The 14,070-nt window shown below is 63.3% G+C and carries 16 protein-coding genes and 1 tRNA gene; 14 read left to right on the forward strand and 3 right to left on the reverse strand.

The features are described 5' to 3' along the window. Positions 1–49: 49 nt before the first annotated feature. The 6 genes from mepA to AC04SG_RS01250 all read left to right on the forward strand — a co-directional run bounded on the left by mepA (position 50) and on the right by AC04SG_RS01250 (position 6,011). Positions 50–1,147 (forward strand): penicillin-insensitive murein endopeptidase, encoded by a 1,098-nt coding sequence (mepA, locus tag AC04SG_RS01225; RefSeq protein WP_488549591.1) that lies wholly within the window; start codon positions 50–52, stop codon positions 1,145–1,147. Positions 1,148–1,229: 82 nt separating this feature from the next. Then, positions 1,230–2,258, forward strand: coding sequence for a glucokinase (locus tag AC04SG_RS01230; protein ID WP_488549639.1), 1,029 nt, complete (start codon positions 1,230–1,232; stop codon positions 2,256–2,258). 143 nt (positions 2,259–2,401) lie between these two features. Continuing rightward, positions 2,402–4,261 carry an ABC transporter ATP-binding protein gene (locus AC04SG_RS01235; protein WP_488549592.1) on the forward strand — a complete coding sequence of 620 codons (1,860 nt, stop codon included), beginning with the start codon at positions 2,402–2,404 and terminating at the stop codon, positions 4,259–4,261. Beyond that, positions 4,258–5,079: a 4-hydroxy-tetrahydrodipicolinate reductase gene (dapB, locus tag AC04SG_RS01240; RefSeq protein WP_488549593.1), complete on the forward strand. Its 822-nt coding sequence runs from the start codon at positions 4,258–4,260 to the stop codon at positions 5,077–5,079. The genes AC04SG_RS01235 and dapB overlap by 4 nt, the downstream gene beginning before the upstream one ends. Positions 5,080–5,173: 94 nt before the next feature. Continuing rightward, positions 5,174–5,794, forward strand: coding sequence for a 2,3-bisphosphoglycerate-dependent phosphoglycerate mutase (locus AC04SG_RS01245; protein ID WP_488549594.1), 621 nt, complete (start codon positions 5,174–5,176; stop codon positions 5,792–5,794). Positions 5,795–5,926: 132 nt separating this feature from the next. Then, positions 5,927–6,011: transfer RNA gene (locus AC04SG_RS01250), tRNA-Leu, on the forward strand. 161 nt (positions 6,012–6,172) lie between these two features. Here AC04SG_RS01250 and AC04SG_RS01255 read toward each other — a convergent pair. Then, positions 6,173–6,916: a cation efflux transmembrane domain-containing protein gene (locus AC04SG_RS01255; RefSeq protein WP_488549595.1), complete on the reverse strand. Its 744-nt coding sequence runs from the start codon at positions 6,914–6,916 to the stop codon at positions 6,173–6,175. A gap of 64 nt (positions 6,917–6,980) precedes the next feature. On the opposite strand from AC04SG_RS01255, the gene AC04SG_RS01260 reads away from it, so the two are divergent. The 7 genes from AC04SG_RS01260 to AC04SG_RS01290 all read left to right on the forward strand — a co-directional run bounded on the left by AC04SG_RS01260 (position 6,981) and on the right by AC04SG_RS01290 (position 11,379). After that, the gene (locus AC04SG_RS01260) at positions 6,981–7,406 is read left to right on the forward strand and encodes a MerR family transcriptional regulator (RefSeq protein ID WP_477344527.1); all 426 of its coding nucleotides are present in this window, start codon (positions 6,981–6,983) and stop codon (positions 7,404–7,406) included. A gap of 165 nt (positions 7,407–7,571) precedes the next feature. Next, positions 7,572–7,904: an ArsR/SmtB family transcription factor gene (locus AC04SG_RS01265; protein ID WP_488549596.1), complete on the forward strand. Its 333-nt coding sequence runs from the start codon at positions 7,572–7,574 to the stop codon at positions 7,902–7,904. A 26-nt stretch (positions 7,905–7,930) separates the two neighbouring features. Beyond that, a complete protein-coding gene (locus tag AC04SG_RS01270; protein ID WP_488549640.1) occupies positions 7,931–8,440 on the forward strand; it encodes an arsenate reductase ArsC in 510 nt (169 codons plus the stop codon). A 5-nt stretch (positions 8,441–8,445) separates the two neighbouring features. Further along, positions 8,446–9,135, forward strand: a complete 690-nt coding sequence (locus AC04SG_RS01275; RefSeq protein ID WP_488549597.1) for an aquaporin — start codon at positions 8,446–8,448, stop codon at positions 9,133–9,135. Next, complete coding sequence (arsC, locus tag AC04SG_RS01280) at positions 9,132–9,554, forward strand: arsenate reductase (glutaredoxin) (RefSeq protein ID WP_488549598.1); 423 nt, start codon at positions 9,132–9,134, stop codon at positions 9,552–9,554. The genes AC04SG_RS01275 and arsC overlap by 4 nt, the downstream gene beginning before the upstream one ends. A gap of 69 nt (positions 9,555–9,623) precedes the next feature. Then, the gene (locus AC04SG_RS01285) at positions 9,624–9,944 is read left to right on the forward strand and encodes an ArsR/SmtB family transcription factor (RefSeq protein ID WP_436262201.1); all 321 of its coding nucleotides are present in this window, start codon (positions 9,624–9,626) and stop codon (positions 9,942–9,944) included. 49 nt (positions 9,945–9,993) lie between these two features. After that, entirely contained in the window at positions 9,994–11,379 is a 1,386-nt protein-coding gene (locus AC04SG_RS01290) for an NAD(P)-binding protein (protein WP_488549599.1), read from the forward strand. Between the two features lie 35 nt (positions 11,380–11,414). Here the strand turns inward: AC04SG_RS01290 and AC04SG_RS01295 are convergent, their stop codons facing one another. Further along, complete coding sequence (locus AC04SG_RS01295; RefSeq protein ID WP_488549600.1) at positions 11,415–11,933, reverse strand: GNAT family N-acetyltransferase; 519 nt, start codon at positions 11,931–11,933, stop codon at positions 11,415–11,417. A gap of 156 nt (positions 11,934–12,089) precedes the next feature. On the opposite strand from AC04SG_RS01295, the gene AC04SG_RS01300 reads away from it, so the two are divergent. Further along, complete coding sequence (locus tag AC04SG_RS01300; RefSeq protein ID WP_488549641.1) at positions 12,090–13,229, forward strand: MFS transporter; 1,140 nt, start codon at positions 12,090–12,092, stop codon at positions 13,227–13,229. Positions 13,230–13,438: 209 nt separating this feature from the next. Here the strand turns inward: AC04SG_RS01300 and AC04SG_RS01305 are convergent, their stop codons facing one another. Continuing rightward, on the reverse strand, positions 13,439–13,684 hold the full coding sequence (locus AC04SG_RS01305) for a hypothetical protein (protein WP_488549601.1): 246 nt from the start codon (positions 13,682–13,684) through the stop codon (positions 13,439–13,441). Between the last annotated feature and the right edge of the window lie 386 nt (positions 13,685–14,070).

Genomic DNA, 14,070 nt, shown 5'->3' on the forward strand with positions numbered 1-14,070 from the left:
GGGCGTGCTATGATTCGCTTGAATAAGCGGCCTGCAGCAGAGGGGGCTCATGACGATTTCGATGCGATCCTTGCCCGGCAGGCGGCCGTTCCTGACGGCGGCGCTGGCGATCGTGGCGCTGGCCGGACTGGTGGCGGGCGCAATCACGGCCGAGCCCAGGGCAAAAGACCTGTTCGGCGCCAAGAAACTACCGGCGGTGGCCGCGGCGCAATCCTTCGGCTTCTATTCCAAGGGCTGCTTCACCGGCGGCGTCGCCATTCCGATGGATGGTCAGAACTGGGAGGTGATGCGACCATCGCGCAACCGCCGCTGGGGCCATCCGACGATGATCGCGCTGATCGAGAAACTGTCGCGCGATGCCGCCGCCGACGGCTGGCCGGGGCTTCTGATCGGCGATATCTCGCAGCCGCGCGGCGGGCCGATGCTGACCGGGCATGCCTCGCACCAGATCGGGCTCGACGCCGACATCTGGCTGACGCCGATGCCCGACCGCAAGCTCACGACCCAGGAGCGCGAAAACATCAGCGCCACGCTGATGGTCGACGACAAGACGCATCTGGTGAAGGACAGGCTGTGGAAGCCGATGCACACGCAGCTGCTGAAGCGTGCGGCAAGCTATCGGGAAGTCGAGCGCATCCTGGTCAATCCCGGCATCAAGAAGAAGCTTTGCGACACCGTCACCGGCGACCGTTCCTGGCTGCGCAAGATCCGGCCGTTCTGGGGCCATGACTATCATTTCCATATCCGTATCGGCTGCCAGCCGGGCTCGCCCAACTGCAAGGGACAGGAAGCGACACCAGACGATGACGGCTGCGGCAAGCCGCTGGCCTGGTGGTTCACCGCGGAGCCGTGGAGGCCCAACAAGAACCCGGACGCGCCCAAGGCGCGCGACGTGATGACGATGGCGAACCTGCCGAAACAATGCCAGTTCGTGCTCGACCAGCCCGATGCCGACTCGGTTGAAGCCGTCACCTATCGCGGCGGCGGCGTGCCGATCGCGGCCAGGGCGCCCGAACCTGATGCGCCTTTGCCGCCCATCAACGGCAACGCGGCGGGCCTGCCAAGCGCCGCTAACGCCTACACCGCGACGCCGGAGATCGGCATTCCCCTGCCGAGGCGACGGCCGCCGGCAAACGTCGGACAGTAAAGGCGACCTGACGCTTCCCCTTTCCTGGGTCATGCGCTAGTCAATCGATTGAAACGGGCGCAACGGCGTCGCAAAGGGGACGATCAAGAGCATGTCAGGCGACGACGACGCAGCGTTGCGGTTTCCAGTGTTGATCGGCGATATCGGCGGCACCAATGCGCGCTTTTCGATCGTGCTCGATGCGAATTCGGAAGCCGGCGAGCCGCAGATCGTGCAGACGGCCAATTTCAACACCATCGACGAGGCGATCCAGGCGGCGGTGCTCGACCGCTCGTCCATCCGGCCGAATTCGGCGGTGCTGGCGATCGCCGGGCCGGTCGATGGCGACGAGATCCCGCTCACCAACTGTCCCTGGGTGGTGAAGCCGAAGCAGATGTTTTCCAATCTGGGCCTGAGCGACATCGTCGTGCTCAACGATTTCGAGGCGCAGGCGCTGGCCGTCGTGGCGCTCGGCGAAGAGCATATGGAAAAGATCGGCGGCGGCACGCCGGAGGAGAATGCCGGGCGCGTCGTGCTCGGCCCCGGCACAGGGCTCGGCGTCGCCGGGCTGGTCCATGCGCTCAACCACTGGATACCGGTGCCCGGCGAAGGCGGCCATATGGATATCGGGCCGCGCACACCACGCGATTTCGAGGTGTTCCCGCATATCGAGAAGCTCGAAGGGCGCATTTCAGGCGAACAGATCCTCTGCGGGCGCGGCCTGGTCAATGTCTACCGGGCGGTGGCCAAGGCCGACGGAAAACCTTCTCCCTTCACCACGCCGGCCGAAATCACCGGGGCGGCACTGGCGAAGACCGATGCCGTCGCCGAGGAAGCGCTGGCGCTGTTCGTCACTTGCCTCGGCCGCACCGCAGGCGACCTGGCGCTGGTGTTCATGAGCCGCGGCGGCGTGTTTTTGACCGGAGGCATCGCGCAAAAGATCGTGCCGGCTCTGAAGGAAGGCAATTTCCGCGCCGCCTTCGAGGACAAGGCGCCGCACAGCGCGCTGATGCGCACGATGCCGGTCTATGTCATCACCCACCCGCTGGCAGCCCTTCTCGGGCTCGCCGCCTATGCCCGCAACCCGTCGCTGTTCGGCGTCCAGACCGCGGGGCGGCGCTGGCGGGCGTGATCCGCTTTGCCTTTCCTTGGGCCCGTTTCAGGCTGCGATCCCGGCCGCGACGAAGTTTCGCCATAGGCAAGCCGTAGCCGGGGCGCTAAGAGGGGGCCAAATTCAGCCCGCTCTACCCAGGAAACCGACGAAGCGCTGCAGATTTGACACTTCAAAGCCCAAACAGAGTGAAGGTGCGGCCGACCGAGGTCTCGGCGGTGCTGCGCCGTATCCTGGCTGAAAACAGCCGCGACTATCGCTGGCACTATGCCGTCGCCATCATCTGTTCGCTGCTGGTTTCGGCCACGACGGCCTTCAGCGCCTGGATCATGGCGCCGATGGTCAACCAGATCTTCTACGAACGGCAGGGTGGCGCCGTCTTGTGGATCTGCGCCGGTTTCATGGGCGCCTTCATGATCCGCGGCTTCGCCGGCTACGGCCAGGCGGTGGCGCTGGCCACGATCGGCAACAATCTGGTGGCGCGCTACCAGAGACGCATCTTCGATCATCTGATGAAGCTCGGCGTCGACTTCTTCAACGACACGCGTTCGGGCCGGCTGGCGGCGCAGGTCAATGAGAATGTCGGCGGCATTCGCGACCTTTTGTCGTTGACCATCGTCTCGATCACCCGCGACGCCGTCACGCTGGTCGGCCTTGTCGGCGTCATGATTTACCAGGATCCGGTGCTGTCGCTGAGTTCACTGCTGATCGGACCGCCGCTGATCTGGGCCGTCGTCTACATCACGCGCCGGGTACGCAAGATCAACCGGGAATCCGTGCTTATCAATTCCCGGCTGATCGGGGCCGTGCAGGAGGCCACGCAAGGCATCGCCATCGTCAAGGCCTTCACCATGGAGGAGGAGCTGTCGCGCCGCATCGGCGACCTCGCCGCCAGCGCCGAACAGCGCAGCAACAAGATCGCCCGCGTTTCGGAACGGCTGTCGCCGATTTCCGACATGCTGGCCGGCCTCGCAGTGACCGCGGTCATCGGTTATTCCGGCTATCGGGCACTGGTCCTCGGCCAGCCGCCGGGCGCGGTGTTTTCGTTCATCACCGCGCTGATCCTGGCCTATGACCCGGCGCGACGTCTGGCGCGCATGCAGGTCTCGATGGAGCGAGCGCTGGTCAATGCGCGCATGATCTACGAGTTGCTCGACCGCGAGCCGAAGCAGGGCGACGCGCCAGGCGCCACAGAGGCGCATTTCACCACCGGCGCCGTGCGGTTCAACAACGTGTCATTCCGCTATGTCGAGGAAGTGCCGGTGTTGCAGGATCTGAGCTTTACCGCCGCCGCCGGCAAGATGACAGCCATCGTCGGCGCTTCGGGCGCCGGCAAGACGACGCTGGTGGCGCTGCTGCAGCGTTTTTACGATGTCGATGCAGGCACGATCGAAATCGACGGCCAGGACATTTCCAAAGTCACCAAACACTCGCTGCGAAGTTCGATCGCCTATGTCTCGCAGTCGCCCTATCTATTCGAAGGCACCATCCGCGACAACATCAGGTATGGCCGGCTTTCGGCCACCGATGCCGAGATCGAGCAGGCGGCGATCCAGGCCGCGGCCGACGACTTCATCCGCCAGCAGCCGCAAGGCTACGACACGCCGGTCGGCGAAAGCGGCGCGACGCTGTCGGGCGGCCAGCGCCAGCGCGTCTCGATCGCTCGCGCTATCGTGCGTAACGCGCCGATCCTGCTGCTCGACGAAGCGACCTCGGCGCTCGACAACGAGGCCGAAGCCCGCGTCCAGGAAGCGCTCACCCACGTCATGGCCGGCCGCACCACCATCGTGATCGCGCACCGTCTGTCTACCGTGGTCAATGCCGACCACATCATCGTCATGGAGCAGGGCCGGCTGGTCGAGGAAGGCACGCACGCCTCGCTGATGGCCGATCCGCACAGCGTCTACGCCCGCTTCCACCGCGTGCAGGGCAAGAAGGGGCTGGGGCTTGTCGACGACGCCAAGCCAATCCAAACTCCGCTGCCGCGCTCGCGTGGAAAGAAGGTGTTGGGGAGGACCGTATGAGCGAATCCGGCGATATGGGCCTGGTGGTGGTGGGGGCGGCCGGCCGCATGGGCCAGACGCTGATCCGCGCCATCCATTCGATCCCCGGCGCGCGCGTCGTCGGCGCGGTCGAGCGCGCCGGATCGCCCTATCTAGGCAAGGATGCGGGCGAGCTCGCCGGCATCGGCATCATCAATGTGACGATCTCAGACGACCCGCTGCCGGTGTTCGCCAAAGCCGACGGCGTGCTCGATTTCACCGCTCCGGCCGCTACCGTCGAGTTCGCCGGCTACGCCGCGCAGGCGCGCATTGCCCATGTCATCGGCACCACCGGCTGTTCGGCGGAAGACAACGCCAAGATCGAAGCCGCGGCACGCCACGCGACAATCGTCAAATCCGGCAATATGAGCCTCGGCGTCAATCTGCTGGCAGTGCTGGTGGAACAAGCGGCGCGCGCGCTCGACGCCGACGATTTCGACATCGAGATCCTCGAAATGCACCATAAGCACAAGGTCGACGCGCCGTCAGGCACCGCCTTGCTGCTCGGCGAAGCGGCGGCGGCGGGACGCGGTATTGCGCTTGCCGGCAACGATGTGCGCGCGCGCGACGGCCATACCGGCGTGCGCAAACCTGGAACGATCGGTTTCGCCAGCTTGCGTGGCGGCTCGGTGGTCGGCGACCACAGCGTGATCCTGGCCGGCACCGGCGAGCGCATCACCCTGTCGCATCATGCCGAGGACCGCGCGATCTTTGCCCGCGGTGCTGTGAAGGCGGCGCTTTGGGCTCGCGCGAAGAAGCCTGGACTGTATTCGATGCGGGACGTGCTCGGCCTGAGCTGAGGCATCTATTTTTCTTACGCAATTCCGGACGGAAAACCGCTACACACTTTTCCTGGAATTGCTCAGACCCATCCACAAACTCGAAGGAGCAAACATGTCGGGAACTCTCGTGCTCGTGCGCCACGGCCAGAGCGAATGGAACCTGAAGAACCTGTTCACCGGCTGGCGCGATGTCGACCTGACCGAGCAGGGCCACAGGGAGGCCAAGGAAGCCGGTGCGAAGCTCAAGGCGCGCGGCATGAAATTCGACATCGCCTTCACCTCGGCGCTGATCCGGGCGCAAAAGACCTGCCAGCACATTCTCGACGCCGTCGGCCAGAGCGACCTCAAGACGATCCGCGACCAGGCGCTGAACGAGCGCGACTATGGTGACCTCTCCGGCCTCAACAAGGACGACGCGCGCAAGAAGTGGGGCGAAGAGCAGGTGCACATCTGGCGCCGCTCCTACGACGTCCCGCCGCCCGGCGGCGAAAGCCTGAAGGACACCGGCGCCCGCGTCTGGCCGTACTATCTGCACGACATGCAGTCGCATGTGCTGAGGGGCGGCACGGTGCTGGTCGCAGCGCACGGCAATTCGCTCAGGGCGCTGATCATGGCGCTGGACGGCAAGAGCGGCGAGGAGATCGTCAAGCTCGAGCTCGGCACCGGCGTGCCGGTGATCTACAAGCTCAACGCCGATTCCACCGTGGCGTCGAAGGACGTGCTGGAAGGCTGAGCCGGCGCGTCGCCGCAGGCGTTTCTTGATTGAGCATGATCTTTTCCGAAAACCGGTTCCCACTTTTCGGGATCATGCTCTGAAAAAGCGCGTTGACACCTGTCGCTTGCCCGCTTACATGAGCCCGCACCAGCCCAGATGGCGGAATTGGTAGACGCGCACGGTTCAGGTCCGTGTTCCGCAAGGAGTGGAGGTTCGAGTCCTCTTCTGGGCACCACCCTTCGCTCTTCGAGCTTCGGGTGGCAGGCCACCCGAAGTCGTTAGACGAAGGAGCGTCCTCCGAAGCCTTGGCGAAGGAGGACTGGTGATGGTTTGATTGAGCCCGCTGGGCGCATCAATCGTCGTTCAAAAAAAGCCCGGTTCGTCCGGGCTTTTTTGTTATTCCGCGGCAGCAAGCTGGCGGCTCTGGCTGTACTCAACCCAGGCCTGTCTCAGGATCTGGACGGACGAGGTCAGGAATATTCCCGCCATCAGCGCGGCGACGACAAGATCCGGCCAAGCGGTGGCTGTGCGCCAGACTCCTACGGCGGCAGCCATCACCACCACATTGCCGATGGCGTCATTGCGCGAGCAAAGCCAGACCGAGCGGACATTTGCATCCCCGTCCTTATAGGGGCGCAGCAGCAGCACGGAGCCAAGGTTTGCAGCCAGCGCCATGAAGCCGATGACCCCCATGACCTCCGCACTTGGGACACCGAGGATCAAGGTCTGGTAGACCGTCGAAGCGAACACCCACAGCGCCATGACGAACAGAGACAGCCCCTTGAACAAGGCCGCGGTCGCACGTGTTTGCAGGGTTGCACCGATCACGGCGAGGCTCAGGCCATAGGTGACGGTATCGGCGAGGAAATCCAGGGCGTCGGCCTTGAGCGCTTGCGAGCCGGCGAGCTGGCCGGCGACCATCTCGGTGAGGAACATCGCGCCGTTGATCGCAATGACCGCCCAAAGCACCCGCTTGTATCGAACGTCCATGCCGTCAAAAACAGCCACTCCGCCCGAGCAGCATGATGCGTTCGGCGCTCCATGACCTGCCGCTTCTGCCCTGTCGGTCCTGGCAGGCAGCACCAAGGGAGGCGGGCCAGCGCAGGTCGTTGTTTCGTGGGCGCAGCAATCGTCAGCCATTGAAAATCTCCATGCTTGCGATCACCTTAGTTCCTCTAGCCACTAGAGGTTCAAGAGGTTTCTTATGGATTTCTCAATCGGCGAACTTTCGCGCCGAACGGCGGTGAAAGTCCCCACCATCCGCTACTATGAGCAGATCGGGCTGCTGCCGGTGCCGCCGCGCACCGAAGGGCAGCAGAGACGGTACGAGAAAGCCGCCGTTTCAAGGCTGGCTTTTATCAGGCACTCCCGCGAGCTCGGCTTTGAAGTCGAAGCCATTCGCGCGCTGCTGTCGCTTCAGGACAACCCGGAGCAATCTTGCGCGACAGCTGATGCGATCGCCAAGGCCCGGCTGGCGGAAGTCGAGAGCAGGATCGCGAGCCTCAACGCCCTGCGACTTGAACTGACACGCATGGTCGATGAATGCGCTTGCGGCAGAGTGGCGGAATGCCGGGTCATCGAAACTTTGGCGGACAGGAGCCATGGACACGGTCCTTTGGCTCTGGGATGAGGGATCCAATGCCGCTTGGGCTCTGCTTAGCGGCTAGCCGCATGCCATGATGGCGGAATTGGTAGACGCGCACGGTTCAGGTCCAACGATCGATCCGGTTTCCTGAATGTCATCTAAATGTCATACGCCTTGGCTACACGACGATAAATCTGGATTTATGGATACGTGGACAAAGAGACCGCCCTTCTCGCGCTTGCGGCGCTTGGCCAGGATACAAGGCTGGAGGTTTTCCGGCTGCTGGTTCGGGCCGGCGCTGAAGGCGTGCCCGCCGGCGAGGTCGCATCGCGCCTAAGCATCGTCCAGAACACCATGTCGGCGCATCTGAAAATACTTGGCCATGCCGGGCTGGTCCGCGCCGAGCGCGAGGGGCGCACCATTCGCTATGTCGCCGACATGACCGGTTTTCGCGACTTGCTTGCTTACCTCATGGAGGATTGCTGCAACGGTACCCCGGAGCTTTGCCAGCCGGTAATCCAGGCGGTGACTTGCAAGTGTTAGGCCGGCAAATGGCAGGGGAGGAAGCAATGAGCGATCAGATTTACAACGTGTTGTTTCTGTGCACCGGTAATTCGGCGCGCTCGATCCTCGCGGAGGCGATCCTGAACCGTGTCGGCGCCGGCAGGTTCAAGGCCTTTTCCGCCGGTTCCCATCCGAAGGGTGCGGTCCATCCCTATACGCTGCAGCTTCTGAAGACCCTCAACCACGATACCTCCTTTGCCCGTTCGAAGGACTGGGAGGAATTTGCGGTGCCGGGCGCACCGGAGATGAATTTCGTTTTCACTGTCTGCGACAACGCAGCCAATGAATCCTGTCCTGTATGGCCCGGTCAGCCGATGACGGCGCATTGGGGAGTGCCCGATCCTGCAGCCGTCGAGGGCACGGATGCTGAAAAGCACCTGGCATTCGCCGATGCCTACCGCATGCTCAACAACAGAATTTCAATCTTCGTAAGCCTGCCGATGAATACGGTCGACAAGCTTGCCTTGCAGAAGCGCCTGGATGAGATCGGTCGCAATCACCCCAATGCAGGCTGAACAGCATGGCCACTGATTTGTCACGACGCCTTGTCGCCGAAGCGCTCGGCACCGCCATGCTGGTTGCCGCGGTTGTCGGTTCGGGCATCATGGCCGATCGCTTGACCGACGACGTGGCACTTTCGCTGCTCGGCAACACGATCCCGACGGGCGCTATGCTGGTGGTGCTGATCACCATTCTTGGGCCGATTTCCGGGGCGCATTTCAATCCGGCGGTGACGCTGGTATTTGCTTTGCGACGGGGAATCCAGACAAAGGCGGCTATCGCTTACGTCATCGCCCAAATCACGGGCGGCATCGCAGGTACATTCCTGGCGCACGCCATGTTCGACCTGCCGATCCTGCAGATCTCCCAGACCGTGAGGGCCGGAAGCGGCCAGTGGATCGCGGAGCTGGTGGCCGCCTTTGGCCTTGTCTTCACTATTCTTGCCGGCTTGCGTTTTCGCAGCGACGCCATTCCGTGGCTGGTCGGGCTCTACATCACATCGGCCTATTGGTTCACCGCCTCGACCTCGTTTGCCAATCCGGCCGTCGCCATCGCGCGTGCCTTATCGAATACATTTGCTGGCATCCGGCCGCTCGATGTCCCGGCCTTCATCGTCGCCGAACTGCTTGGCGCGCTACTCGCCATGGCGCTGGCCGGCTGGCTGCTTTCAGAACCCAAACCCGAGCCAGAGATGAAAGCTGCGCAATGACCATCACCATCTATCACAATCCCGATTGCGGCACCTCACGCAACACGCTGGCGATCATCCGCCAGTCCGGCGAAGAACCGGAGGTGATCGAATATCTTAAGACGCCGCCGTCGCGCGAAAGGCTCGTCGAGCTGATTGAGGCGATGGGGATGACACCGCGCAACTTGCTGCGCGAGAAGGGTACCCCCTATGCCGAGCTCAACCTCGGCGATCCCAAATGGAGCGACGGCGAGATCCTCGATTTCATGCTGGCGCATCCGATCCTGATCAACCGGCCGATCGTGGTGACACCGCTCGGCGTCGTGCTGGCGCGGCCGTCGGAAGCCGTTCTCGACATCCTTCCAAATCCGCAGATCGGCGCCTTCACAAAGGAGGATGGTGAGGTCGTCATCGATGCCGAGGGCAAGCGCGTGATCTGAGCAGCGCGTTATTTCGATGGCAGTCGAAATAACGCTTGACGGCCTCGATCACTGGCGTATTGTATTTCGATGAAACTCGAACAAGCAGCAAAACAGCTTGAAGCGCTCGGCAACCCGACGCGGCTGAACCTCTATCGCACGCTGGTCAGGGCCGGTGCGGCCGGCAGGCCGGTCGGTTATTTGCAGGAGAGTCTCGGCATCGCTGCCTCGACCTTGTCGCATCACCTGCACCGGCTGATCCTCACTGGCCTAGTGACTCAGGAGCGGCAGGCGACGACGCTGATCTGTCGCGCCAACTATCCCATCATGCAGGATCTGATCGGTTTCCTCGCCGACGAATGCTGTGCCGATGCCGCCTGCACTCCCGCCACCGGAGAAGTGGCCGCGTAATTTTTTTGCTTGTTATTTCGATAATCCCGGAATGACGGAAGGTATAGAAATGACCCCGCAAGGCGATCTACCCATTGCTGTTATCGGCGCCGGTCCGGTTGGGTTGGCGGCAGCGGTCCATCTGTTGGAACAAGGCCTGCCGGTGAAGCTCTATGAGTCCGGCAGCGGCGTTGCGTCCAACCTGCGGGATTGGGGTCATGTCAGGGTGTTCACGCCCTGGCGCTATTGCATCGATCACGCGGCGAGAAAATTGCTCGAGGCCCATGGCTGGCACATGCCGGAGCCCGAGGCATTCCCCACCGCCGGCGAGCTTGTCGAGCATTACCTGGAACCGCTTGCCGGGCTGCCGGAACTGGCGCCGGCGATCGAAACCGGCGCTCGCGTCATTGGTATCTCGCGCTGGGGCGCCGACAAGGTGCTGAGTAAAGCACGCGAGACGCGGCCCTTCATGCTGGTGGTCGAAACGGCCAATGGCACAAGGCGAGACAGCGCCCGCGCCGTCATCGATGCCTCCGGCACATGGCAGATGCCCAATCCGCTCGGCGCGGGCGGAATCGCGGCCGAGGGCGAGGCAGAGAATGCCGACCGTATCGCCTATGGCATCCCCGATATTCTCGGCCGTGACCGCGCTCTTTATGCCGGCCGCACGACGCTGGTTGCCGGTTCGGGGCACTCGGCCGCCAATGCGTTGCTCGACCTCGCCAGACTGGCCGATGCCGAGCCCGGCACCGCGTCCATCTGGGTGACGCGCGGCACCGACCTCGTGCGCATCTATGGCGGCGGCGATGCCGATGCTTTGCCGGCGCGCGGCGAGCTTGGTGCCGATGTTCGCGAACTGGCGGAAAGCGGCCGCGTCTCGCTGGTAACAGGATTTGCGACCGTCGCCATCCGTGCGCAAGAAAATCGTCTGATCGTCGAAGGCGAGAGCGCAGGCGGTTTGCGCCAGGTCGGCCCTGTCGACCGCATCATCGCCGCAACCGGGCAGCGGCCCGATCTCTCGCTGACCAGGGAGCTTCGCCTCGACCTCGATCCGTGGCTTGAAGGCGTCAAGGCACTGGGGCCACTCATCGATCCCAACGAGCATTCTTGCGGTGATGTGCCGCCGCATGGCCACCGTGAGCTCAGCCATCCCGAGCCCGACTTCTACACGGTCGGCATCAAGAGCTATGGCAGGGCGCCGACCTTCCTGCTGCTGACGGGTTATGAGCAGGTCCGCTCTGTCGCCGCCGCGCTTGCCGGCGACATGGTTTCCGCCGACGCAGTGAAACTGGTGCTGCCGGAAACCGGTGTCTGTACGGTGCCGTCTTCATCACTTGCAGCCTCAAAAGGCTGTTGCGGCGGCCCGGCAGCAAAGGAGGCGGATGCCTGCTGCGTCGCCGATGCCGAGGCGAAAGCGGTCGGCAAGGGTGGGTGCGGTTGCGGCGTTGCCGCGTGAGCGCGCTGCCACCATCGACGGCCGGCATGCGCGGCCTAAAGCGACAGATGCTTCATGAAATAGATGGAGACTTTCGGCTGGCCATGCGGGTCGACAGAGTGATGCGGGACGGAGCCGACCTCATGCCAGTCGAGCCGCCTGTAGAGTCGCTCGCTGGCCCCGCCCTCGACCGTATCGAGGAGGAGCAAAGTCCGTTTTCTGCTCATAGCCTCACGCTCGACAGCCTGCATGAGAGCGAGACCGATGCCTTGCCGCTGGAAGTCGCGATGAACGAGGAGTCTGTAAACTTCGGCCCGGTGTGGTGCGTTCGGCTCCGGCGAAAGATAAAGTTGAACCGTGCCGACGACACGGCCGTCGATATCGGCGCAGATGAGAAGCCGTTCGCCTTCACTCACCGAACGAAAAACACCCTCCCAATGCGCCAGCGCCTGAGGCTCGTCAAAAGGAAGCACGAAGCCGACGAGCGCGCCGTCTTCGACGCTCTGGATCAGCATCTCGGCCAGGGCCTGCACATGAAGCCTTGCCTCAGTCTCATCAAACACGGCGATGCGCATCAGGTCTTTCCTCTTGAGGGGTCAGAAATAGCGGGCTTTTACGGTCGCGTGAAGGCACCGACGATAGCCGCTTTGCTCGCTTCCCGGGAGCATGCCTGAGTGGCTACAATCCCAAGTCGTCCGGTTATCGTCACGACCCTCGGCCTCACGCAAATCATGGCATGGGGCTCCTCCTACTATCTGCCGGCCGTCATTGGCCCTGCCGTGTCGGCCCAGACCGGCTGGCCCTTTCCCTGGGTGATCGGCAGCCTGTCGCTCGGGCTGCTTGTCGCGGGCCTGATATCGCCGCATGTCGGTGCCGCGATCGAACGCCGCGGTGGCCGCATGACGCTCGCCTTCAGCGCCGTTTGCCTGGGCATTGGCCAGCTCGTTCTTGCCGCGTCGCCGACGCTGGCCGTCTTCGTCGCCGGCTGGCTGATCATTGGTTTCGGCATGGGCGCCGGTCTTTATGACGCCGCCTTCAGCGCGCTCGGACGGCTGTATGGGCGCAGCGCCCGTTCGACCATCACCAGCCTGACGCTGTTTGGCGGTTTCGCCAGCACGGTGTGCTGGCCGATTTCGGCGTTTTTGCTCGATGCGTTCGGGTGGCGCGGCGTGTGCCTGGTTTATGCGGCACTCCAGCTTGTGGTGGCATTGCCGGCCTATCTGCTCATCCTGCCGCGCGGCGTTCCCGCCGAAGCGTCTGCGCAGACGACTGTCGCGCCGGAAACGGGCCTGGCGCCGCGCAGCCTGCCGCTGATGGCGACGCTGGCGGCAAGCATCACGTTCTCAGCGGTCATATCGTCGACCTTGTCGGTGCATCTGCTGACCGTGCTGCAATCCACCGGCCTGGCGCTCGGCGCGGCGGTCGGCCTCGGCGCGCTGGTCGGTCCTTCCCAGGTCGGCGCCCGCGCCATCGAGATGATGATCGCGCGCTATCACCATCCGATCTGGACGAAACTTGCCTCGGTGACGTTTGTTGTCATCGGTGTGGCGACACTCTGGACCGGGCTGCCGGTACTGCCGGTCGCCCTGGTGTTCTACGGCGCTGGCATCGGCCTGGAATCGATCGCGCGCGGCACGTTGCCGCTCGCCCTGTTTGGCGCCACCGGCTATGGGAAGCTGATGGGTCGGCTCGCCATGCCGAGTTTGATCGCTCAAGCCGCGGCGCCGTCTGTCGGCGCGCTGCTCCTGCAACATACCGGTGAGCGGGGATTGCTGACGGTGCTGCTCGGCCTCGCCCTGATCAACGTGGCGCTGGTCGGCACACTGTTTGCCTTGAAGCGCGAGGCCATGCGACGCATCCGCACCAGCTAACGGCAAGTTGCCAGGCGCGCCAATCGGCGTTGAAAAGTTGTTTCAGGTCAGTATCAAGCCGGCCAACAAGACCGCGAAGATCACCGACACCGGCACGGCAAGAAGCCACCGAGCCTCCAATAGGCTGTTGTGCGGATCATCCATTGTCTTGTTCCCTGGTGAAAGCTGGCTCCAGCGCTCCTCCGGCGCTGGAGCCGCAGCCGATCGGCTCAACCGCCGTTGGCGGGAGCCGGGGCTGGAGCCGCCGGCGCGGGCGCCTCGACCTTGGGTGCAGGGGCGGGCGCCTCGACCTTGGGCACATCGACTTTCACGTTGATGTCTTGTCCACCACTGCCATTGAGATTGATGACGCCGGTGACGAAAAGCAGGGCAAGGATTGCGACGATTGCGACAACAATCGCTATCGCCGTTCCTGCGCCCCCTCCTGCATTCACAACAGTTGGTCCGTCAGCCATTTCTTCCTCCCTGAGGTATCTCCAGAGGCAACGGCGGCTGTAAGCCTTTGTTCCTGCTCAGGGTATTCAGTCGTAAAGTGTTAAGACTTCAGTCCGAACCGGAGCGGCTCCGAGACGCTCGGGTCTCCCGTGTCCGGTCAGCCAAGGAAGCACGCGCCACTCGCACTTGCTGGTCACCAGACAATCCGAACCTCGTTCGGCGGCCCAGAGCGTGTTTCGCCTGCATAGGACGTAAGTCCGATAAAACGAGCAATGGTCCTATGGGCAGGACTTTTTGGGAACACGGAGCACGTCTGACTGTTGTTTGAGATCGCGGTTTGAAGCCGGAGCTTGCCTGCGACATAGGTTTTGGTGTGAACAGGGAGAGCCGTCGTGAACAGGATCAT

The sequence above is a fragment of the Mesorhizobium sp. CNPSo 4684 genome (assembly GCF_057784315.1).